The sequence below is a fragment of the Kribbella sp. NPDC003557 genome (genome assembly GCF_040610805.1).
Taxonomy (GTDB): domain Bacteria; phylum Actinomycetota; class Actinomycetes; order Propionibacteriales; family Kribbellaceae; genus Kribbella.
Genome location: NZ_JBEXMY010000009.1, coordinates 211,478 through 232,048, shown reverse-complemented (window position 1 = coordinate 232,048; position 20,571 = coordinate 211,478). Strand labels below are relative to the sequence as shown.

The window sequence follows — 20,571 nt, the reverse complement described above, 5'->3', positions numbered from 1 at the left end:
TCAGTCGCTCGCCACGTCGTCGGTCTTGAGGTCCTCCACGAGCTGTTTGAAGTCGTTCAGCTCGTTGGGGCAGTAGATCTGGATGATGAGCAGCTGACCCTTGAGAACCTTGCTGTCGACGATGACCGGCCTGGCCCCCGGGCCCGCGGCACCGTTGGCGAGCTGGGTGAACAGCACCGCGCGGCCCAGCGCATCGTTCGGGTTCTCGCAGGTCGCGCCACCGTCGGTACCGAGCACGCGCACGATCTGGTCCCTGTCGGGAGTTCGGGCGCCGGCGGCCGCGAGCGCCGCGATCAGCTGGTCGGCTTTCTGGTTGGCCTCGTTCGTCTGCCGGTGGGAGCTGAAGGTGAGCAGGCTGACGAGCAGCAGTACGGCGAGGATGACGCAGGCGGTGATGTAGATCCACGTACGTTCGCGTCGGGGCTCGGTCTCGGAAGGCGTGCTCATGACGGAGTCACCTCCTCCGGCTCAGGCTGCTTCCACGAGGGCTTGCGCAACCGGTAGAAGAGGAACGGTACGAGCAGGCCGAGACCGAGCGCGCCGCCGCCGACGATCAGCAGGTACACGCCGGAGTTGCCCGACTCGAACTGCGAGGGCGGGATGAACCCGACCAGCAACGCCGCCAGCGAGGCCGCGAAGCCGACGCCACACAGGCCGAACAGCATCGGCGCCCGGTAGCCACGAGCGTGGTCCGGATCCTTGCGACGCAGCTGGATCGCGGCCAGGAACATCAGCAGGTACATGATCAGGTACACCTGCGTCGTGATCACCGAGAAGATCCAGTAGGCGCTCGACACGTCCGGGATCAACGCGTACGCGAGACCGATCACGGTGGTGAGCAGGCCCTGGACGACCAGGATGTTCTGCTGCACACCGTTCTTGTTGAGGCGCTGCAGGTACGGCGGGAGGTAGCCCTCCTTGCGGGAGATCAGCAACAGGCCCTTGGACGGCCCGGCCAGCCAGGTCAGCATGCCGCCGAGCGAGGCGGTGACCAGCATGATCCCGATGATCGGGGTCAGCCATTGCCAGCCGAAGTTGGCGAACACGGCGTCGAAGGCCTGCATCACACCGGCGGTGAGGGACAGTTCCTCGGCCGGCACGATCCAGCTGATCGCCAGCGCGGGCAGGATGAAGATCGCCAGCACCATGCCCATGGCAAGGAACATCGCTCGCGGGAACTCCTTGGCAGGCTTCCGGAGCGAGGACACGTGCACGGCGTTCATCTCCATGCCGGAGTAGGACAGGAAGTTGTTGACGATCAGCACGAGGCTCGAGAGCCCTGCCCACGCGGGGAAGATGTTGTCGGCGGTCATCGGTGCGGCGGACGGGTTGCCCTGGCCGAGGAAGACGATGCCGAGGGTGACCAGGACGACGCCCGGAATGAGCGTGCCGATGATCAGGCCGCCGCTGGCGAGCCCGGCCACGCCCTTCGTACCGCGCGAGGAGACCCAGACGCCTGACCAGTAGACGACGATGATGACCGCCGCGGTCCACACACCACTGGTGGCCAGCTCGGGATTGAAGACATACGCCAGGGTGCTCGCCACGAAGCCCAGCAGGCTCGGGTAGTAGAAGATCGTCATCGCGAACTGGCACCACACCGCCAGGAAGCCCATCGGCTTGGAGAGGCCTTCCGACACCCAGTTGTAGATCCCGCCCTCCCAACCAGACGCCAGCTCCGCGGAAACCAGCGAAGTGGGCAGCAGGAACACGATGGCCGGGAGCAGGTACAAGAAGACGCAGGCCAGTCCGTAGACGGCCATCGTCGGCGCCGCCCGGAGGCTGGCGACCGAACTGGTCGTCATCATGGCCAGCGCCACCCACGAGATCCATTGGGTGGTGGTGGCGCGGGAGCGCCCGGCGGCAGCGGCTTCGGCACCGTCCGCCGGCAGATCCGCGGCCGTCATGATCGTCCTCGAAGTGTTGCCCGTGCACGCATCAGAGCCTCCGCCCCGCGGGCCCCAGTAGGTAGGCCATTCGTCACAGTCTGGAAGCGGGTCAGCCGCCGGGTCCTCATCCTGGCCGGATGACGTGTAGCCGGGATACCTCACTCTGCCCTCTGGCAGGGACTTTTACCGGACGATGCGGAGGTCATGCCCGGTGTTGTTGAACCGGCGACCGCCCGTCCCGGTGACGGTCACGATGTCCTCGATCCGGACCCCGAAGTTCCCGGCGAGGTAGATGCCCGGCTCGACGGAGAAGCACATCCCGGGCACCAGCGGCTGCTCCTCGCCCTCGATCATGTACGGCGGTTCGTGGGTCGTGGTGCCGATGCCGTGGCCGGTGCGGTGGATGAACCGCTCGCCGTACCCGGCGTCCGTGATCACCTTCCGGGCCGCCCGGTCGATCTCCTGGCACGCGACGCCCGGCCGGACCGCGTCGACGCCTGCCTGCTGGGCCAGGCGGACGATCTCGTGCACCTCCCGGATCTCGGCGGACGGCTCGCCCACGCACACCGTCCGGCTGGTGTCCGATCCGTATCCGCCCATCAGGCCGCCGAAGTCGAGGACCACCGCGTCGCCGATCTCGATGGTTCGGTCACCGGCCTCGTGGTGCGGGTTGGCGCCGTTGGGACCTGAGCCGACGACGGTGAAGTCGACCTGCTCGTGCCCGAACTCCCGCAGCAGCGCGGCCAGATCGGCCGCGACGTCGGTCTCCTTCCGGCCGGAGAACCGCACCTCCAGGATCTGCTCGTACGTCGCGTCCGCGGCGGCCCCCGCCGCTTCCATCCGGGCGAGTTCGTTGGCGTCCTTGACCGCGCGGAGCATCGGCAGGCTGTGCGTGAGCGATCGGTACGAGGATCCGGGCACCGCCTCCTGCAGGCCGAGCAGATGCATCGCCCAGGCCGAGTCCGCGATGCCCAGGGTTCCGGTCGCACGAAGATAGCCGGCGGCCCTCGCGAACGGGTCCTCGCCGTCGGCCCAGTCCACGATCGCCAGACCCGGCGCGCCCGGGGCCGCTTCCGCGTCCGGCCGTTCCAGGGTCGGTACCAGCAGCGTCGGCTCCTGATCCGGTGCCAGGACAAGCATGGTCAGGCGCTCGGTGATGGCGGTGGGCCGGTATCCGGTGAGCCAGACCAGGTCCGGTCCGGGGGTGATCAGGAGCCCGTCCAGCCCTGCGGCTACGGCGTCGGCGACGACACGTCGCATCCGTGCCGCGTAGTCCTCGGTCGTGAAGGGGGCCGGTGGTGTCGGCCGGGTCGTGGTCATCGCTTCCTCCCGGAGCCTCGTCAGCTCTTCTCGGGGACCGCTCGTCCGGTAGTTGCCGTGGTCGGCAGCGTGTGGGTGTGCGCGGCCGCTGCCGCGGCGGCGTCGTTCAGCGTTCCGGTCGCTTCGCGGTGCCGGCCGATCACGAACGCCATCAGCACGCCGAGGAAGCTGAAGATCGCCATCATCCAGGAGGCCGCCGCCAGACCGGAGGCGAGCGCGTCACCCTGCGACGCGCCGTCGGCGGTCCGGTTGCCGATCACCGTGCCGTAGATGGTGGCCGCCAGCGCGGTGGCGACCGCGGCGCCGACGTACCGGGCCATGTTGGAGACGCCGGAAGCCCCGCCGACCTGGTTCTCCGGCACCGACGCCGTCGACGCGGAGGACGCTGGACCGTTGGACAGGCCCATCCCCACCGCGATCGCGATCAGCGGCACCAGGAACGCGGCGTACTTCCACGAAGCGTCCACGAAGCCCACGATGACGAATCCCAGCGTGGTCAGGGCGAACCCGGCGCCGATCGTCTGCCGGCCGCCGAGCTTCGCCGCCAGCTTCGGTACGAGCGGCGCCACGACGACGAGACCGATCGTCGCCGGCAGCGTCGCCAAGCCGGCCTGGAGCGGGCTGAAGTCCAGGACAGCGGGATCCTGGAAATACAGGCTGAGGAGGTACATCAGCGCGTTGATCGTGCCGGCGCCGATGAGAATCGCGATGGTTGAGCCCACCAGGACGCGGTTGCGCAGCAGCGCGAGGTCCAGCAACGGCACGGCGACGCGCCGCTCGACGGCGATGAACGCGTACCCGGCCGCGATCGAGATCGCGAAGCAGGCCAGTGTGGCCACGGAGATCCATCCCCAGTCGCCGCTCTTGCTGACCCCGAGGATGAGCGGAGTCAGGGTCAGCGCGACGAGCACGGTGCCCGCGTAATCGATCGTCCTCGGCCGATCCGGATCCCTCGACTCGCTCACGGTCGCCGCGGTCAGCAGCATGCAGAGCACCGCCACAGCGGCGTCGATCCAGAACAGCCCCTGCCACCCGGTGACCCCGACGAGCGCGCCGCCCGCCAACGGACCCGCGGCCGCGCCGACGGCCGCCGCCGCGCCCCACAACGACACCGCCCGCAGTTGCTCGGCACCCTCGTTGGCGACCGTGAGCAGACTCAGGCCGCACGCGAGAATGGTTGCCCCGGCGGCGCCCTGGATGAGCCGGCCGGCGATCACCATCCCGCCCGTCTGAGCGAGCGCGATGAGCACACACGACGCCACGAACAGCAGGAGGCCCAGCTGGAAGACCCGCCTGCGGCCGAACACGTCACCCAGCGAGCCCGACGTGACGATGACCGCGGCGCCGACCAGCGAGTAGCCGGTCACGGCCCACTGCAGCGTCGTGACCGACGTACCGGTGTCCTCCGAGATGGCGGGCAGCAGAATGCTGACCGCCGAGGTGTTCGCGTTCACCACGAGCGTCGAGATACAGGTAGCCGCGAGCACCCCTCCCGCCCGGCTCCTGACCTTCGCGGTGTCGCTCATACGCGCCCTCCCCAGCCGACCGAGACCGGGCCAACGGTAGGGGCGCGCACCCCACAGCAGCCTCACCCGCCACGGACGAGCCCACGAGGACGTGATGCGGCGCGCCCGGCAGGACACCGGTTCGTGCAGCGATTCACGGGTGATCCGAAACTGCCCAGGTTGCCAGCCGACATGGCGAGACAGTCATACGTTGCTGACGCCTGAGGTCGCGGGCGGCCGGCATCGTCGGGCCCTCCGAGGTTGGAGACCTCCTCACGGCGATCTGACCGTATCGTGAGGTCGGGGGTGGGACCGATGGTGGACACGGAATGTGTGACAGCACCGGACGGAAGAACGATTGCGTACGCGCAGTGGGGGGTGCCTGGTGGATGGCCGTTGTTCGTGCTGCACGGCTGCCCCGGCAGTCGGTACCTGCGGCACATCGGCGGTATCTACGAGCGGCATCAGGTGCGCGGGATCACCTACGACTTGCCTGGATACGGGCTGTCGACGCGTCGCCCGGGCCATCGGGTCGTGGACGCCGCTGAGGACGTGGCGCTGATCGCGGACCAGCTCGGGATCGACGAGTTTGCCGTACTGGGCATATCGGCGGGCGGGCCGAGGGCGCTCGCTGTGGCTGCCAGGCTGCCCGAGCGGGTCACTCGATGTGTGACCGAACTCTGCCCGGCCGAGTACGCCGCATCCGATCTGGACTTCTTCGCAGGCATGCCCGAAGCGGAGGTGGCCGAATGGGAGCGGTCTGCTGCTCACGACGCGGACTGGCTCGCCGAGCATGACTTTCGTGATCTGGTCGCCTGGTTGAACGAACCCGACCCAGTGCCTGAGTTGTCAGGGGAGCTGCACGACATGCTCCTGCAGGCGTTTCGAGAGGGCATCGCATACGGGCCGGGTGGCTTCGTCGACGATCTGATCTCGCTGTCGGTCCCGTGGGGCTTCACGCTCGGCGAGGTGAAAGCTCCGACCAAGGTGATGGCCGGAACCGAAGACGAAGGCATTCCCCGTCAGCACACCGAGTGGCTTGTCGCAGGGATACCTGACGCCGAGCCGGTCTGGTCACCCGGTGGCCACATCGCAAACCACACGGCGGCCGAAGAGCGATTGATCGCTTGGCTTGCAGGCACACCCTCTTGATCGTCCCCCTGGCTTCGACGGTGGCAATCTATCGCTGAGCCCCAGCCATGCCCGGGCATATGAGGCCTCCCGCGCGGTGGTGTTCCAAATTTGGTTCCGAACGTCGGCCAGGGCAGATGCTGATCGAAGCATCTGCCCTGGTCAGGAGCGGCGCGCCCGGCAGGATTCGAACCTGCGACCAACGGATTAGAAGTCCGACGCTCTATCCAGCTGAGCTACGGGCGCGTGGCACGGAAGAGTGTCTCAGATCGGCGGGTGATCTCGCCTCTGGGTTCCTGATCGCGGCAGTTCGGGGCGGGGCGAAGTACAGGGTTGTCGTTCCATCCCGGTAACGCTGAGTGGGTGGTCCTGCCGATGGATCTTGACCCCAACTAGGCTTCGGGGCATGAGTCACCCCTCACCAGGCCCGTCCGGCGCGCCGCAACCCGCGGCGGGGTCGGCGTACTCACCCGGCGGACCGTACCCGCAGCCCAACGTGCTCGGGAACCACCCCGTGCCCGGGCAGCGGCGCAACCGCGGCGTGCTGATCGGCATCGTGATCGCGGTCGTGTTCGCGATCGCCGGCCTGGTGATCTTCGGGATCGTGGCCAAGTCGACCGGCGCCGGCGGCTTCACCTGGGGCCTGGTGTTCGCGTTCGTCCCGGTCATCCCGGTGATCGCGCTCTACCTCTGGCTGGACCGGTACGAGCCCGAGCCCACCAGGTACATCGTCTTCGCGCTCTGCTGGGGCGCGTTCATCGCCACGCTGGCCGCGATCTTCATCAACACCGAGGTGTCGCACCGGCTGGCCGAGACCGGCGTCGGCGGCGACCGGTCCGCGGTCTTCGTCGCCCCGCCGGTGGAGGAGTTCGCCAAGGGCTCGGTGATCCTGCTGCTCGCGCTGGTCCGGCGCAAGGAGTTCGACGGCATCATCGACGGCCTGGTGTACGCCGGGATGGTGGGCGTCGGCTTCGCCTTCACCGAGAACATCCTGTACTACGGCCGCGTCTTCAACACGCTCTCCGAGGAGGCCGGCAGCGACGCGGGCCTGCGCGGCGCGTTCGCGCTGTTCATCATCCGCGGGGTGATCTCGCCGTTCGCGCATCCGCTCTTCACGTCGTTCACCGCGATCGGGATCGGCGTGGCGATACGGCACCGAAGTACCGTCGTCCGGTATCTGGCCCCGGTTGTCGGGTACCTGGCCGCGGTCCTCGCGCACGCCGCCTGGAACGCGTCAGCGAGCTGGGCCGGCGGCGGGGGCTTCATCCTCGCGTACCTGTGCCTGATGGTGCCGCTGTTCATCTGCCTGGTCGTCTTCGCGCTGGTGATGCGGTCGCGGGAGGGGCAGATGATCGCCTCCCGGCTGTACGACTATGTGCGGTTCGGGTGGTTGGTGCCGCAGGATGTACCGCTGATTGCGACGCTGCGTGGGCGCAAGGCGCTCCGGCAGAACGCGCGGCGGTACGGCTCCCAGGCGGAAGCGGCGGCGAAGGCTTTTCAGCACAACGCGACCGAGTTGGCGTATCTGCGCGACAAGATCGTCCGCCAGGTGATCGGGCCGGAGGCGCTGGAGACGGAGAAGTCGCTGCTCGACGAGCTCCGCGACCGGCGCGCGAGCGTCCCGTTCCCACCGATGCCGGCGTTCGCGCAGGCCGCACCGCAGTACGCCGGTGTGCCCGCGTACCCCGGCGGCGCGCCGATGCCACCCCCGCCGATGCCGCCCGGCGGCGCTGTGCAGGGTCCAGGCGGCGCGGTGCCGGGCGGGGCTGTGCCGGGGCCTGGAGGCGCGATGCCGGGCGCTGGAGCCGCTGCGCCGGGGCCGGGACACGGTGGCGCTGTGCCGGGCGCTGGAGCCGCTGTGCCGGGCGCTGGAGCGGCCGTGCCGGGCGCTGGTGGCGCGGGCCCGGGGGCGGGCGGCCAGGCGCCGTACCCGCGGCCGCAGGATGGTTATCCGCCTGCCCAGTCCGGGTATCCCTCAGGACAATCCGGTAACGGAACCGGTCAGCCTGGTTACCCACCGGGACCCCCTGGTCAACAAGGACCGCCGGGAGGATACGGTCCGTATCCACCACCGCAGTGACTGCCACCCGTCCACGCCGCCAAACGGGGATGACGATGACTTTGCTTCTGCGCTGTCCGACCGGGCACTCTGTGCTCGTGGGCGGACACCGTGGCTGACACCAGGTCAGCAGCTGGTGACGGTTCGGAACCGCGGGTTCCGAACCAGGATCAGCATGCCCAGGAGCTGGCGAACCTCATCGCCCAGTCCACCCCCAAACCCCGAGGCTTCTGGCGCCGCCGCCGGCGCAAGTCCGCCGACGACCCCACCCCAGGCACACCCACGCCCACAGAGCCCACATCCAACGGCAGCCGCACCACCTCCCCACCGCAAACCACCCCCGCGTCGCAAGCCGCCCCGACCGACGCAAGCGACAGCTCCGTCCACACCCAGCCGAGCGACGCCGCGGCCGACACCCAGCCGGGCGAAGGCGCGGCCGACACCCGGCCGGGCGAAGGCGCGGCCGGCACCCGGCCGGGCGACGCCGCGGCCGGCACGCGGCAGGTGGACGGCGCTGCCGGCGCACCGCCAGCAGATGGCGCTGCCGGCGCACTGCCAGCAGATGGCGCGGCCAGCGCACAGCCGAGGGCTGGCGCTGCTGGCGTACAGCCGGGAACTGGCTCGGCCAACTCCCAGCCAGGGGCGGGCGAGGCCTTGGCAGGGGCGGCTGAGGCACAGCCCGGAGCGAAGTCCGGCGAGGCTCAGCCCGCGAACGGAGCCGGCCAGGCTCAGCCGGGAGACGGCACGGCTGCCGCTCAGGCCGCTGGCGGCCCTGTAGAGGCGTCGACGGACGCCTCCGCGGACTCCGCAACCAGCGACGGCTCTGTCGGCGCATCGGCCGGTGATATCGCTGACGCGGCAGCAGACGACAACGCCTCAGACACGCCCACAGAAGCCGGCGCGACGGCTGACACTGCCGCCGAGGCCGGCTCAGGCGCGACCGATCCAGCCGCCGGGTCACAAGACGGGCCCACCGCGGAGGCATCCGCCGAGCGAGTCGACGCAGACGCTTCTTCCGCGGAAGGCGCGGCGCCGTCAGCCGCGGACGGCGAGGCCTCCGCACGTCCGGCGAGCGGCAGTACGGACGCGGCTGGTACGGCGACGGGCCGCGCGGACGACCACGGCCCGAGTGGTACGTCGCCCGCCGAGCAAGCCGCCGTACCCGCAGCATCCGCGGAGAAGCGGCCCCACTCGGCCGTCGGCGTCGTGTACGAACCCGATGAGTCGCCCGACGGATTTCCTCTCGAGTTCGGCAACATCATCATCGGCCTCCCCAAAACTGCGGAGAGGTCCGACACCGCCCAGGCGAACCAACCCGCCGACGGCACAGATCCTGCGGACAGCGCCGACGACGCGCACCACGCAGGCGAAGAAGCCGACGCGAGCCCGACAGACGACGCGACCCCGACAGGCGACGCGAGCCCCGCAGACGGCGCGGACGGGCCCACCAGCGGCTCCGAGGAGACGTCGTCGGACTCGCCGGCCGACGTACAGAGCGATGAAGCTGTAGAGGCCGCAGGGACGTCTGATAGCGATGGCGACCCTGCACACGGGCCTGCAGACGCCGCGGGCGACCACGCCACGGAGCAGGGTGGCGCTCACGCCGCGGAGGACGCGGGCGACGATTCTGCGGAAGACGCGGGCGACGGCTCCGCGGACCAGGCAGTCGCGGAGGTGTCCGGAGGCGACGACGCGGAGGGCTCGGCCGAGCAGCCGGTCGGAGGCTCCGGCCCGAGTACCGAAGCCGACGAGTCTGCTGAGGCTGAGACTGAGGCGGGTGCTGAGGCTGGTGCTGACGCCGAGGCTGACGCCGGTGGTGTTGCTGAGGGCACCGATGTGTCTGCGGGTGCTGGAGCGGATGTGGCGGGCGGCGCGGTCGATGAGGCTGCTGATGAGTCCGTGGGCCAGTCCGATCAGTCTGCCGAGCAGTCCGAGGAGCCTGCGGGTCAGTCTGAAAGGCCTGCGGGTCAGTCTGAGGCGTCTGCGGGTACGGAGCGCGCAGATGGGTCGGCTGACGGCGCGGAGGCTGACGGCACCGAGTCTTTGGGTGACAACGCCGACGTGGATGCTGGTGAGCAGTCGGTACATGAGTCGGCGGATGGCGAGTCGGCCACCGACGGCGATGCTGCCGAGGATCGCGATGCAGGTGAGGCCGGTCGTGCTGGAGACGGTGCCAGCGAGGGCGTGGTTGCCGATGAGGCGGGTGCGTCGGGCGACGAGTCGGCGGATGACGTACCTGTGGCGGCTGAGGGTGATGCGGCTGAGGGCGGTGGCGCCGAGGGCGTTGCAGGCGAGGCCGGTGGGGATCAGGCTGAGTCGGGGGATCAGGCCGATGGGAGCGCCGCTGCTGATGAGACGGCAGCGGTGGTCGACGCGGCGGATGCCGAGGATGCCGCCGAGGGCGCGTCTGGCGACAGTGCTGCTGGCGAGAGTGACGCTGTCGAGGGCAGTGCTGCCGACGCCGACGCCGACGCCGACGCCGACGCCGACGCGGGCGACGATGCGTCCGAGAACGAAGCTGCTGCCGGAGACGGTGCTGCCCAGAAGGGTGTTGCCCAGGACAGTGGTGCGGGCGACGGTGCGGGCGAAGCCGGTGCGGGCGAGGGTCGAGCCAAGGGTGAGTCTGGCGACAGCGCTGCCGGCGCGAGTGACGCTGTCGAGGACGGTGCTGTCGAGGACGGTGCTGTCGAGGGCGGTGCGGGCGACGGTGGGGCTGGGGACAGTGCGGTTGAGGACGAAGCTCCTGCCGAGGGTGAAGCTGCTGTCGAGAGCGGTGATGCTGTCGCGGGTGGTGCTGCGCAGGGTGGTGCTGCTGGCGCGGGCGGTGGTGTTGCTGACGGTGGTGTGGGCCCGGGGGCTGCCGAGGACGGCGTTGCCCGGGACGGTGGTGCCGACGGTGCCGCGGGTGACGGTGATGCCGATGGTGGGGTTGAGGATGAGGTTGAGCTGACTGGTGAGGAGTTGGCGGCGCGGTTGGTGGCTGAGCAGGCTGCTATGGCGCTGATTACGGCTCTGATGAAGTTGCGGGGGGTGTTGGCGGGGAGTCAGTTGCCTTTGGAGGTTGTGGGGGCTGACGAGGCTCGGCAGCAGCAGAAGGCGATGTTGGATCAGCTGGATGACTACTTGTTGCCTCGGTTGGTGCAGCTTGAGGCTCCGATCCTGGCTGTGGTTGGTGGGTCTACGGGAGCTGGCAAGTCGACGCTGGTGAACACGGTGATCGGCAAGGTCGTGAGCGAGCCGGGCGTGTTGCGGCCTACGACGCGGTCGCCGGTGCTGATTCATCACCCGGCGGATGCCGACTGGTTCGTGGGGGACCGGGTGCTGCCGGGGATGGCGCGGACCAGCGCGGACGAGCCGGGTGGCATGGAGGACGCGGGGCAGTTGCGGCTGGTCGAGGCCGACAGCGTGCCGCGCGGGCTGGCGATCCTGGACGCTCCGGACATCGACTCCGTGGTCGAGGCCAACCGTGATCTCGCGACCCAGCTGCTCGCGGCGGCGGATCTCTGGCTGTTCGTGACCACGGCGGCGCGGTACTCCGACGCGGTGCCGTGGGAGTTCCTGCAGAGCGCCTCGGATCGCAGTACGGCGGTCGCGGTCGTGCTCGACCGGGCGCCGAGCGAGACGATCGACGACATCACCGGCCACCTCGCGCAGATGCTGCTCGAGCGCGGTCTGGGCGAGTCGCCGCTGTTCTCGATCCAGGAGACGGTTGTTGACGGCAACGGGATGCTGCCGCAGCCGGCCGTTGCCTCGATCAAGGACTGGCTGGCGGACCTGGCCGCTGACGCCGAGGCGCGGGCGGCCGTCGTGCGCCGGACGCTGCAGGGCGCGGTCAGTGCGATGGTGAAGAAGACCCCGCCGTTCGCCGAGGCCGTCAAGGCGCAGGCCGACACCGCGGTGGAACTGCGGTCGTCGGTGGAGACGGCGTACGACCAGGGCGTCAAGGACATCGCGAAGGCGTGCCAGGACGGGACGCTGCTGCGTGGCGAGGTGCTGGCCCGGTGGCAGGAATTCGTCGGGACCGGTGAGCTGCTGAAGGGCCTCCAGTCGAACGCGGGTCGGTTGCGGGATCGGTTGAAGAGCTCTCTCGGAAACAAGCCGGCCGAGACCCGTGACGTCAGCGACGCGATCCAGTCCGGTCTGGAGTCGTTGCTGCGTGAGCACGCGACCGCTGCGGCCGAGCGCGCGGAGAAGGTGTGGCAGGCAACTGCTCCGGGCCGCCAGCTGCTGGCGGCTGCGGCGAATGATGCCGAGGGCAACGGCGGACAGTCGCTGGGGACGGTGTCGGACGATTTCCCCGCCGCGGCGAGCCGGACGGTCCGGGAGTGGCAGGCGTTCGTCCTCGAGCTGGTCCGCAAGGAAGGCGCGGACAAGAAGTCGACGGCGCGGATCCTGGAGTACGGCGTCAACGGGCTGGGCCTCTCGCTCATGGTCGTGGTCTTCGCCAGCGGCGCAGGCATTCCGAAGGGTGCCGAGGCGAGCGCCGGCTCGGGCAGTGCGGTCGTCGGAAAGCGGCTGCTGGAGGCAGTTTTCGGCGACAAGGCCGTTCAGGGCATGGTGGACAAGGCACGCGAGGAGCTGGACGGTAAGGTTCATGCCCTGATGGATGCCGAATTCGCCCGGTATCTGGCCGTCCTTGACCAGCATCCGGTCGACGCCGAGACGGCCAGGCAACTCACCGAGGCCGCGCGCGCGGTGGAGGACTGCACGTGACGGAAACAGTGGATACGGTCGAGACCCCGGCGCGGGCCGAGACCGATGTCCTGAAGAAGATCGACGCGCTCAAGTCGGCCGCGGAAGCCGGCGACGGCCGACTCGACCCCGTGGTGCTCACCGAGGCCGGGCAGATCGTCGACCGGGCCGGGCAGCGCCTTCGCATGTCGGGCGACCTGACAGTGGTCGCGCTCGCGGGTGCGACCGGCTCGGGGAAGTCGTCGCTGTTCAACGCGCTGACCGGGCTCGACCTGGCCGCGATCGGAACGCGGCGGCCGACGAGCTCGATGCCGCTCGCCTGTGTCTGGGGTGACGAGCCGGCCGGTGAGGTGCTGACCTGGCTGGGCATCCCGCGCCGGCACCAGGTGCAGCATCGCAGTTCGCTCGAGGACGCGCACTCCGAGGACCTCGACGGTCTGGTGTTGCTCGACCTTCCCGACCACGACTCGACCGAGGTCGAGCACCGGCTGATCGTCGACCGGCTGGTGGAGCTGGTCGACCTGCTCGTGTGGGTGGTGGATCCGCAGAAGTACGCCGACGCGGCACTGCACAACCGGTACATCAAGCCGTTCGCCTCGCATTCCCCGGTGATGGTGTTCGCGCTGAACCACATCGACAAGCTGACGCCCGACCAGCGGAAGAGCTGCCTCGAGGACCTGGACCGGCTGCTCAAGTCGGACGGTCTCAAGTCGCCGACGGTCGTTGCCACGTCGGCGGTCAGCGGCGACGGTCTGGAAGAGGTCCGCTCCCTGCTGGTGAAGCGGGTCAGCAACAAGCGCTCCGCGCGGGAGCGGCTCGCGGCCGATGTCGATCGGGTCGCGGACCGGATGGCGAGCCAGTGCGGCACCGCGAAGACGCCGGAGATCGCCGATGCCGACGTGACCGAGCTCGTCGATGCGCTGGCGGACGCGAGCGGGTTGTCCGTGGTGTCGGACGCCGTACGGCGCTCGTACCTGCAGCGGGCGCGGGCTGCGACCGGGTGGCCGTTGACCAAGTGGCTCGGGCGGTTCCGTCCGGATCCGTTGCGGCGGCTGCACGGCGACCAGGTGTCGCGCGAGCAGGGCAAGGCGCTGCGCAAGTCCGCGGCGAGCGAGGTCGCGATCGCCCGCTCTTCGTTGCCTGCGGCAACCCCGGTGCAGCGGGCCCGGATGGACGCCGCGGTCCGCACGATCACGAACAAGGCTGCCGAGGGCTTGTCGCGTCCGTGGGCGGACTCGGTCCGGACGGCGATCCGGCGGCGCGAGGAGTCGCTCGGCGACGAACTCGACCAGGCGGTCGCGCGAACGGATCTCGGTGTCTCCGCGAACCCCGGCTGGTGGGGCTTCGCCAGGATCGTGCAGTGGTTGCTGTTCCTCGTCACCCTCGGCGGCGCCGCGTGGCTGATCGCCTTGCTGGTGGCGCGGATCGCCGACCTGAACGATCCGCCGCTGCCGGAGTGGAACGGCATTCCCTACGCGTGGGTCATGCTGGTCGGTGGTGCCGTCCTTGGACTGGCTCTCTCTTTCGTCTGCCGGGTGTTCGCCACGAACGGCGCGCTGCGGCGCTCCCGTCAGGTGGCGACGGCTCTTCGGGCGGAGCTGGAGAACGTTGCCGACAGCCACGTTGTGGCGCCGGCCCGCGCGGAGCTCGCGGCGTACACGCAGTGCCGGGACAGCGTCGCCGCTGCCCAGGGATAGTGCAGCGCTGCCCGCCGATGGAACCACCGGCGGGCAGGCGGTGCTCGACCGCCGCGCGTCTCGGCTGAGGCGAGTCGCGGCGGCGAGCGCGGTCAGAGCTCGGCGTCGGGCGCGTACTGGGACAGGGAGATCTTGGCGGCGCTGAGGAGATCGTCCTCGCTCGTGGTGCCGGACGCGCGGATCGCCTCGATCCAGGCGCGGACGGACTGCTCGTTGTAGTCGACGACCTCGGGAGAGTTCGCCATCTCGACCGGGTCGGCGTCGGCCGGGAGCTCGCCGGTGACGTAGAGGGCGAGGCCGAGCAGGCCGCCGTCCCAGCCCGGACCGACCCAGAGCGCGCCGGAACCACCGGGTGCCGGGGCCTCGCTCATCGAGTGCTCCAGCTCGAGCTCGGTCGAGGCGTCCGCGCCGGGCAGCAGCCGCAGCTCGAGCAGGCTGGTCGGGCCGCCGAAGGTCACCTTGAACCGCTTCGGCGGATCGCACTCCAGGATCTCGCCGCCGGCGTTGCCCTCCAGCTGGAACGAGCCGCCGATCTTGAGGTCGCCGCTGACCGGCATGAACCAGCGCCGCATCCGCTCCGGATCCGTCAGGGCGTCCCACACCTCGGCCGGCTCGGCCCGGTAGGAGCGGCGCATCAGCACCGTCACGGTCTCGCCGGTCCGGCTGACCTCGCGCTGGACCGCGTTGATGTGCTCGAGGATGTCGATCACGGGTGGTTCCCTCTCCTGCTCGGCTGCTTCGTGGGTCCCCAGAATGCCGGGCAAGGCTTATATAAGTCAAGGCTGAGATAGTCATGCCGCCTCCGCGGCCAGGGGGAGCGTCGTGACGGGAAATTCGTCGGCGGGGAACGGTGCCGCGGTCACTTCGGGAACGGCGTGCTCAGCTCGCGGCGCGGATTTGGTGTAGGTGGTGGTGCCTCGGGTCAGGTCGTGGCCGATGGCGATGGCTTCGAGGACGAGGCGGCTGCGGGGCTCGCCGTTGTCGTCCTTCCATTCGTGGGTGCGGAGTTTGCCGGCGACGATGACCGGTTGGCCGAGTTGGACGGAGTCGAAGGTGTTCTGGGCCAGCTGGCGCCAGCATTCGACCTGGAACCAGCTGGTGGTCTTGTCGACGAAGTAGCCGAGGTTCTTGTCGAACTGCCGTGGGGTGGAGGCGAGGCGGAACGACAGGTGGGGGGACTGGCCGCGCTCCCTGAGGTCGGGTTCGCTGCCGACGCGGCCGAAGACTGTCAGGTAGGTTTCGTTGACGCTCATCGGATTGCCTTCCGTGAAGAGGTGCTGTCGACGGAGAAGATGCACCTGCCGCGCCCCGATCGGACGCCCGAATTCGTGGCTGTGGAGAAAGCACATAGGCTCTAGGCATGGCGGAATTCATCTACACGCTTCGCAACGTCCGGAAGGCGCACGGTGACAAGGTCGTTCTCGACAACGTCACGCTGAACTTCCTCACCGGCGCGAAGATCGGCGTGGTCGGGCCGAACGGCACCGGTAAGTCCTCGCTGTTCAAGATCATGGCGGGGCTGGACCAGCCCTCCAACGGCGAGGCGCGGCTGGCCGAGGACGCGACGGTCGGGATCCTGTTGCAGGAGCCGCCGTTGACCGAGGGCAAGACCGTGCTGGAGAACGTCCAGGAGGGGGTCGGCGACACCAAGCAGAAGCTGGACCGCTTCAACGAGATCTCCGCCGAGCTGGCCGACCCGGACGCGGACTACGACACGCTGCTGGCCGAGATGGGCGACCTGCAGACCGAGCTCGACCACCGCAACGCCTGGGACATCGACGCGCAGCTCGAGCAGGCGATGGACGCGCTGCGCTGCCCGCCGCCGGACGCGATCGTAGACAAGCTGTCCGGTGGTGAGCGCCGCCGGGTCGCGCTCTGCAAGCTGCTGCTGCAGCAGCCTGACCTGCTGCTGCTCGATGAGCCCACCAACCACCTGGACGCCGAGTCCGTGCTGTGGCTCGAGCAGCACCTGCAGAAGTACCCGGGCGCCGTCATGGCGATCACCCACGACCGGTACTTCCTGGACAACGTCGCCGAGTGGATCCTCGAGCTCGACCGCGGCCGCACCTACGGGTACGAGGGGAACTACTCGAAGTACCTGGAGACCAAGAAGCAGCGCCTCGTCGTCGAGGGCCAGAAGGACGCCAAGCGGCAGAAGATCCTGGAGCGCGAGCTCGAGTGGGTCCGGTCGAACGCGAAGGCCCGGCAGACCAAGAGCAAGGCCCGGCTCGCGCGGTACGAGGAGCTGGCCGCCGAGGCCGAGCGGAACCGCAAGCTCGACATCGACGAGATCAACATCCCGCCGGGCCCGCGCCTGGGCAGCACCGTGCTCGAGGTGAGCAAGCTCGAGAAGGGCTTCGGCGACCGCAAGCTGATCGACGGCCTGAGCTTCAGCCTGCCGCGGGCCGGCATCGTCGGTATCGTCGGCCCGAACGGCGTCGGCAAGTCGACCCTGTTCCGGATGATCGTCGGCGAGGAGCAGCCCGACGCGGGGTCACTGAAGCTCGGCGAGACCGTGAAGATCTCGTACGTCGACCAGTCGCGCGGCGGCCTGGACCCGAAGAAGACGGTCTGGCAGCAGGTGTCCGACGAGCTCGACTTCATCAAGGTCGCGAACTTCGAGATGCCGAGCCGGGCGTACGTCGCCTCGTTCGGCTTCAAGGGTCCGGACCAGCAGAAGCCGACCGGTGTCCTGTCCGGCGGTGAGCGGAACCGGCTGAACCTGGCGCTGACGCTGAAGATGGGCGGCAACCTGCTGCTCCTCGACGAGCCGACCAACGACCTGGACGTCGAGACCCTGCAGTCGCTCGAGGACGCCCTGCTGGAGTTCCCGGGCTGTGCGGTGGTCGTGTCCCACGACCGGTGGTTCCTGGACCGTGTGGCCACGCACATCCTGGCCTGGGAAGGCAGCGACGACGACCCGGCCAAGTGGTTCTGGTTCGAGGGCAACTTCGCGGCCTACGAGGCGAACAAGATCGAGCGTCTCGGCCCGGAGGCGGCGCGGCCGCATCGCGTCACCCACCGCAAGCTCACGCGCGACTAGCGAGAACACCCGAAGGGCCCCGCTCCACATCAGGAGTCGGGGCCCTTCGCGTTTCCCAATACTTAGCCCTTGCGCTAACTATCAACCCGACGCAATACTTAGCCTCATGGCACAGTATGAGGCGGAGGTCGAAGGCGTCTTCGTGGCGCTCGCCGATCCGACCCGCCGCAGCGTGATCCGGCGCCTGGGGCGGGGGCCGACGAGTGTCGGCGAGCTCGCGGCGGAGTTCCCGATCACGCTGCCGTCGTTCATGAAGCACGTCCGGACGCTCGAGTCGAACGGGCTGATCCGCACCGTGAAGACCGGGCGGGTGCGGACCTGCGTTCTCAACCGCGAGCGGCTGGCACTGGTGGACGACTGGCTGGCCGAGCAGCGGCAGATCTGGGAGGAGCGCACCGACCGGCTGGAGCGCTTCGTCATCGAGGAGGAATCGTGAGTCGTGCGGGGTTCGATCCGGAGCTGGACCTGATGGTGGAGCGGGTGATCCGGGCGCCCAGGGAGGCCGTGTGGCGGGCGTGGACCGATCCGCGGCGCTTCGAGCAGTGGTGGGTGCCCGCGCCGGCACTCTGCCGGGTCGAGCGGCTGGAGATGACGCCGGGCGGGGCGATCGTGACGCGGTTCAGCGAGGACGGCAGCGAGTTCGTGCCGCATCTCGAGGCGGTCGTCCTGGTGGCCGACGATCTCGAGCGGATCGCGTTCACGAATGCGATCGACAGCACCTGGCGTCCGGCGGATCCACAGCCGATCGCGATGACGGCCGAGGTCCTGCTGGACGAGCACGCCGACGGTACGGCGTACCGGATGATCGCCCGGCACGGCGACCCGGCCAGTCGCGGCCGCCACGCGGAGCTGGGCTTCGCGGACGGCTGGGGAACGGTCACCGAGCAGCTCGCGAAGTTGGTGGAGAAATGAAGCTGGTACTGACGGAGTTCGTCACGCTGGACGGTGTGAGCCAGGGCCCGGGATCGCCGACGGAGGACACCGGCGACGGCTTCACCCGCGGCGGCTGGCTCGTCCCGTACATCGACGAGCTCTTCGTACGCCGGACCGCCGAATGGCTGCAGCGCGCCGATGGACTGCTCCTGGGCCGACGCACGTACGACGCGTTCGCGCGGGACTGGCCGCAGATCACCGACCCCGGCGATCCGTACACCGAGCGGATAAACTCGCTACCTAAGTACGTCGTGAGCACCACCCTGACCGAAGGCGCCTGGCACCCGACGACCGTGCTGACCAGCCTCGGCGGCGTCGAGGAACTGAAGCGGCAGCCAGGCGGCGAACTGCAGATCCACGGCAGCGCGCGGCTAGGGAACACGCTCTTGCAGGCGGGCCTGGTCGACCTGGTGCGGCTGGTCGTCGCGCCGACTGTGCTCGGTGCCGGACGGCGGTTGTTCGAGCAGCCGGGCGACGCGGCCGGGCTGAGGCTTCAGGCGCAGGAGTCGACGCCGACCGGACTCATGCTGCTCGAGTACGAGGCGGTCGGTGCCGCTCCGGTGGGGGAGTACGAAGGCGTCACGGCGTACGTCTGAATCAGCCGTCGCCGCCTCCGCCTCCGTCCAAGCCGCCCCCGTCGATGCCGCCCCCGCCGAAGCCACCCGCGTCAAAACCGCCGATGCCATGCCCGCCGATGTCACCCCACCCGCCGGCCGCGCCGCTCTGGGCCTCGAAGCCGGCGAGCGGGATGTAGCTGGCGCCGGCGCCCGCCGCGAAGTACCCCTGTCCGTACGGCGCGACGGCGGCGCCGGCCTGCCAGTACGGGACGCGGCGGCTGCCGTAGTGGACGTAACGGACCTCGGGCTCCTCGCCGGCCCGGACGCGGGCGGCGTCCTGGGCGCAGGCGGGGACGGTCCTGGTGCCGAACTTCGGCTGGGTCCAGACGATGTCGGCCACCGAAGGCCCGTGCTGCGGATTGAAGAAGCACGGAACCCGGCGCGCCGGCACCGGATCGCCCTGCATCCGCGCCTGGACGCAGACGATCGCGTACCGTCCGGTCGCCAGCGTGTCGGTGACCGAGCTGATGCCCTCGGCTTTCCGGATGCTCCTCACGGCCCGCTGCGCCGCCTCGTACGCGTCGAGTGCGACCTGGTAGTCCGCCCGCGTGTCCGGGTCGAGCGGGTGCCCCTCCACCTGCGCGTCCAGCCGCCGCAGCTCCTCGCCGAGCAGCGTCACGTCCTCGTCGGCCAGCTTGCGGATCTCTTCCAGTTCCTCGGCGTCACCGCGCTGTGCGGCTCGCCGGTCCCAGACGTACCGGCCCGCGAGTGCCAACGTCCCGCCCCCCAAGGCGGCCAGAAACCACCACATCTTCCGACGGTAACGCCGGTGAGCGCCCGGCTAAACGGTCTGCGCCCGATAGTCGGTCAAAACGTTGTCGACGACGCGCAGGTCCTCGGTGATAAGGGCTTTCCACAGCGCCCACCCGCGGGCCCGGGCCCAGGTGACGGCGTCCTGGTCGACGGCCTCCCGGAACGCGGCGCGGGAGGCGCCGGAGAAGAAGGTGTAGGCGATCACCAGGTCGCAGGCGGGATCGCCGACTCCCGACGTACCGAAGTCGATGACCGCGGAGAGCCTGCCGTCGCGGACCAGCAGGTTGCCGTTGGCGATGTCGCCGTGGAACCACACCGGCGGCCGGTCCCACGCCGTCGCCAGCGCCGCGTCCCACACCTCACGCGCGAGATCGGTGTCGATCCGCCCCTTCAGCGCGGCCATGGCCTCGATCGTCTCGTCGTGGTAGTACGCCGGTGGCCCTCCGCGCTGGAAGCTGTGCGCACCGGCGAGCGGTCCACCGGTCGGGTCGACTGCCTGCAACGCGCGGATGAACTCAGCGATCGCCTCGGCGAAGCCGGGCAGGTCGGTCACGGTCTCGTGCGACGCGGTCCGGCCGTCGATCCAGCGCCGGATCGCCCACGGATGCGGGTACCCCTCGCCTGGCGCACCCTTCGCGACGGCCTCGGGGATCTCGACCGGGAGCTGTGGACCGAGAACCGGCAACCACGCGTGCTCCTTGTCCACCGCCGCCACATAGCCCGCGTGCGTGGGCAGCCGCGCGGTCAGCGTGGCGCCGAGCCGGAACGTCCGGTTGTCCCAGCCGTCGACCTGGACCGGCGTCACCGGGAGGTCGGCCCACTGCGGGAACTGCTGTGCGATCAATCGCCGGACCAGGCCTGCGTCGATACCGGCCCGGCCGTCCTGGGGGAATTCCGTCACGCGAAGTAGGTTCCCCGACGCGGACGGCCGG

The 20,571-nt window shown here is 69.6% G+C and carries 16 protein-coding genes and 1 tRNA gene; 8 read left to right on the top strand and 9 right to left on the bottom strand.

The genetic code is table 11. From position 1 onward, the window contains the following. The 4 genes from ABZW60_RS34685 to ABZW60_RS34670 form a co-directional block, all read right to left on the bottom strand. Positions 1 to 447, bottom strand: a complete 447-nt coding sequence (locus ABZW60_RS34685; protein WP_355484181.1) for a hypothetical protein — start codon at positions 445 to 447, stop codon at positions 1 to 3. Next, on the bottom strand, positions 444 to 1,907 hold the full coding sequence (locus ABZW60_RS34680; RefSeq protein WP_355484179.1) for an APC family permease: 1,464 nt from the start codon (positions 1,905 to 1,907) through the stop codon (positions 444 to 446). Before ABZW60_RS34680 ends, ABZW60_RS34685 begins: the two co-directional genes overlap by 4 nt. Positions 1,908 to 2,072: 165 nt before the next feature. Then, positions 2,073 to 3,209 (bottom strand): Xaa-Pro peptidase family protein, encoded by a 1,137-nt coding sequence (locus tag ABZW60_RS34675; protein ID WP_355484177.1) that lies wholly within the window; start codon positions 3,207 to 3,209, stop codon positions 2,073 to 2,075. Positions 3,210 to 3,229: 20 nt separating this feature from the next. After that, entirely contained in the window at positions 3,230 to 4,735 is a 1,506-nt protein-coding gene (locus ABZW60_RS34670; RefSeq protein WP_355484175.1) for an MFS transporter, read from the bottom strand. Between the two features lie 381 nt (positions 4,736 to 5,116). Between ABZW60_RS34670 and ABZW60_RS34665 the strand changes: the two genes are divergently transcribed. Further along, entirely contained in the window at positions 5,117 to 5,866 is a 750-nt protein-coding gene (locus tag ABZW60_RS34665; protein WP_355484267.1) for an alpha/beta fold hydrolase, read from the top strand. Between the two features lie 151 nt (positions 5,867 to 6,017). Here ABZW60_RS34665 and ABZW60_RS34660 read toward each other — a convergent pair. Next, positions 6,018 to 6,091 (bottom strand) — tRNA-Arg (locus ABZW60_RS34660). A 160-nt stretch (positions 6,092 to 6,251) separates the two neighbouring features. Here ABZW60_RS34660 and ABZW60_RS34655 point away from each other — a divergent pair. From ABZW60_RS34655 to ABZW60_RS34645, 3 genes are all read left to right on the top strand, one after another. After that, positions 6,252 to 7,925 carry a PrsW family intramembrane metalloprotease gene (locus ABZW60_RS34655; protein ID WP_355484173.1) on the top strand — a complete coding sequence of 558 codons (1,674 nt, stop codon included), beginning with the start codon at positions 6,252 to 6,254 and terminating at the stop codon, positions 7,923 to 7,925. Between the two features lie 1,185 nt (positions 7,926 to 9,110). Next, positions 9,111 to 12,617: an AAA family ATPase gene (locus ABZW60_RS34650; RefSeq protein ID WP_355484171.1), complete on the top strand. Its 3,507-nt coding sequence runs from the start codon at positions 9,111 to 9,113 to the stop codon at positions 12,615 to 12,617. Next, a complete protein-coding gene (locus ABZW60_RS34645) occupies positions 12,614 to 14,293 on the top strand; it encodes a GTPase (protein WP_355484169.1) in 1,680 nt (559 codons plus the stop codon). The genes ABZW60_RS34650 and ABZW60_RS34645 overlap by 4 nt, the downstream gene beginning before the upstream one ends. Positions 14,294 to 14,385: 92 nt before the next feature. Here the strand turns inward: ABZW60_RS34645 and ABZW60_RS34640 are convergent, their stop codons facing one another. Both ABZW60_RS34640 and ABZW60_RS34635 read right to left on the bottom strand, forming a co-directional pair. Then, positions 14,386 to 15,003 carry an SRPBCC family protein gene (locus ABZW60_RS34640; protein ID WP_355484167.1) on the bottom strand — a complete coding sequence of 206 codons (618 nt, stop codon included), beginning with the start codon at positions 15,001 to 15,003 and terminating at the stop codon, positions 14,386 to 14,388. An 81-nt stretch (positions 15,004 to 15,084) separates the two neighbouring features. Beyond that, entirely contained in the window at positions 15,085 to 15,546 is a 462-nt protein-coding gene (locus tag ABZW60_RS34635) for a single-stranded DNA-binding protein (RefSeq protein ID WP_355484166.1), read from the bottom strand. Between the two features lie 107 nt (positions 15,547 to 15,653). On the opposite strand from ABZW60_RS34635, the gene ettA reads away from it, so the two are divergent. From ettA to ABZW60_RS34615, 4 genes are all read left to right on the top strand, one after another. After that, complete coding sequence (ettA, locus tag ABZW60_RS34630; RefSeq protein WP_355484164.1) at positions 15,654 to 17,336, top strand: energy-dependent translational throttle protein EttA; 1,683 nt, start codon at positions 15,654 to 15,656, stop codon at positions 17,334 to 17,336. A 106-nt stretch (positions 17,337 to 17,442) separates the two neighbouring features. Next, the gene (locus ABZW60_RS34625; protein ID WP_355484162.1) at positions 17,443 to 17,772 is read left to right on the top strand and encodes a metalloregulator ArsR/SmtB family transcription factor; all 330 of its coding nucleotides are present in this window, start codon (positions 17,443 to 17,445) and stop codon (positions 17,770 to 17,772) included. Then, entirely contained in the window at positions 17,769 to 18,248 is a 480-nt protein-coding gene (locus ABZW60_RS34620) for an SRPBCC domain-containing protein (protein ID WP_355484160.1), read from the top strand. The genes ABZW60_RS34625 and ABZW60_RS34620 overlap by 4 nt, the downstream gene beginning before the upstream one ends. Beyond that, positions 18,245 to 18,865, top strand: a complete 621-nt coding sequence (locus ABZW60_RS34615) for a dihydrofolate reductase family protein (protein ID WP_355484158.1) — start codon at positions 18,245 to 18,247, stop codon at positions 18,863 to 18,865. Before ABZW60_RS34620 ends, ABZW60_RS34615 begins: the two co-directional genes overlap by 4 nt. A gap of 1 nt (position 18,866) precedes the next feature. Here the strand turns inward: ABZW60_RS34615 and ABZW60_RS34610 are convergent, their stop codons facing one another. Both ABZW60_RS34610 and ABZW60_RS34605 read right to left on the bottom strand, forming a co-directional pair. Beyond that, positions 18,867 to 19,637 (bottom strand): hypothetical protein, encoded by a 771-nt coding sequence (locus ABZW60_RS34610; protein WP_355484156.1) that lies wholly within the window; start codon positions 19,635 to 19,637, stop codon positions 18,867 to 18,869. 30 nt (positions 19,638 to 19,667) lie between these two features. Beyond that, complete coding sequence (locus tag ABZW60_RS34605; protein ID WP_355484154.1) at positions 19,668 to 20,540, bottom strand: aminoglycoside phosphotransferase family protein; 873 nt, start codon at positions 20,538 to 20,540, stop codon at positions 19,668 to 19,670. Between the last annotated feature and the right edge of the window lie 31 nt (positions 20,541 to 20,571).